The organism is Ruegeria sp. AH12 (assembly GCF_056541465.1).
On sequence record NZ_JBQFYL010000044.1, the window covers coordinates 1 to 1642 of the forward strand.

Genomic DNA, 1642 nt, shown 5'->3' on the forward strand with positions numbered 1-1642 from the left:
GGTAGAGGCCCAATTGCGCGAGGCGATCAGTCCGATCGAGGAAATCATCGACGAGGCCCGAAAGGGCCGGATGTACATTCTTGTGGATCATGAGGACCGCGAGAATGAGGGTGATCTGGTGATCGCGGCTGAGTTCGCTGATGCAGAGGCGATCAATTTCATGGCGACCCATGGGCGCGGGTTGATCTGCCTGCCGATGACAGCGGAACGGATCGATAGCCTGGGCCTGCCGATGATGGCGGTGAACAACTCGTCGCGTCATGAGACAGCCTTCACCGTGTCGATAGAAGCGCGCGAGGGAGTTTCGACGGGAATATCGGCCGCTGATCGCGCACTAACGGTGGCGACCGCGATCAACGAGCAAAACACTATGGCTCACATAGCGACCCCAGGCCATGTCTTCCCCTTGCGCGCCAAAAGGGGCGGTGTATTGGTGCGTGCAGGGCATACCGAAGCCGCCGTTGATATCTCGCGTCTGGCCGGGCTGAACCCCTCGGGCGTGATCTGCGAGATCATGAAGCCCGATGGCACAATGGCGCGCCTGCCTGATCTGGTCGCCTTCGCCGAAGAGCATGACATGAAGATCGGCACGATCAGTGATCTGATCGCCTATCGCTCGCGTAACGACAATCTGGTGGTTGAAACTTCGCGCGAGACAGTGAATTCCGAATACGGTGGCGAATGGGAGATGCGGATTTTCACCGACCAGACCCACGGTATCGAACACGTTGTCATGATCAAGGGCGACATCACTACACCCGAGCCGGTCCTGACGCGGACCCACGCCCTGCATGAAGCGCCCGATATTCTGGGTCTTGGCCCGAAATCGTCACGAGAGCTGCCCCGCGCGATGGAAAAGATCGCTGACGAGGGGCGCGGCGTCGTTTGCCTTTTCCGTCAGCCGCGAAATTCGCTGTATGCCGCAGACGACGAAGGCCCGCGCACGATCAAGCAAACCGGTCTGGGTGCGCAGATCCTGTCCAAGATGGGTATTCAGGAACTGGTGTTGCTGACAGACTCGCCTGAAACCGTGTATCTGGGGCTCGACGCGTTTGGACTGTCAATCGTCGGCACCCGCTCGATCCTCAAGGAAGACTGATAATGGCTGAAAAAGACAAACATGGCATTCTGCCGACTCCCAGCTTCGACAAGCCGGTGAAACTGCTGCTGGTGGTGGCTCCGTTCTACCGTGCCATCGCTGACAACATGGTCGCTGGTGCCAAGGCTGAGATCGAGGCCGCAGGCGGAACCTGCGACGTGGTCGAAGTGCCCGGTGCGCTGGAAATCCCGACCACAATCGCCATGGCCGACCGTCAGTGCAACTACGACGGCTATGTCGCGTTGGGCTGTGTCATTCGGGGCGAGACGACGCATTATGAAACCGTCTGCAACGACTCTAGCCGTGCAATCCAGTTGATGGGCCTGCAGGGCCTGCTGATCGGCAATGGCATCCTGACTGTCGAAAACGACGAACAGGCCGAGGTACGTGCAAACCCCGAAAAGATGAATAAAGGCGGTGGAGCGGCGGCTGCGGCCTTGCATCTGATCGCGCTCAGCCGTAAGTGGGGCTCTTCCAAAAAGGGCGTGGGCTTCAAGCCACCGTCCGAGTCCATCCTTGTGGCGGGCGACAGCAACGGACCCA

Annotated in this window: 2 protein-coding genes; both read left to right on the forward strand. The window is 59.3% G+C overall.

Features of this window, described 5'->3' with window-relative positions:
- Positions 1 to 1099, forward strand: a 1099-nt coding sequence (gene ribB, locus ACR0EL_RS21425; protein WP_480502177.1) for a 3,4-dihydroxy-2-butanone-4-phosphate synthase, incomplete at its 5' end; no start/stop codon positions are given.
- 2 nt (positions 1100 to 1101) lie between these two features.
- On the forward strand, positions 1102 to 1642 hold a 541-nt coding region (locus ACR0EL_RS21430; RefSeq protein ID WP_480502179.1), incomplete at its 3' end, for a 6,7-dimethyl-8-ribityllumazine synthase.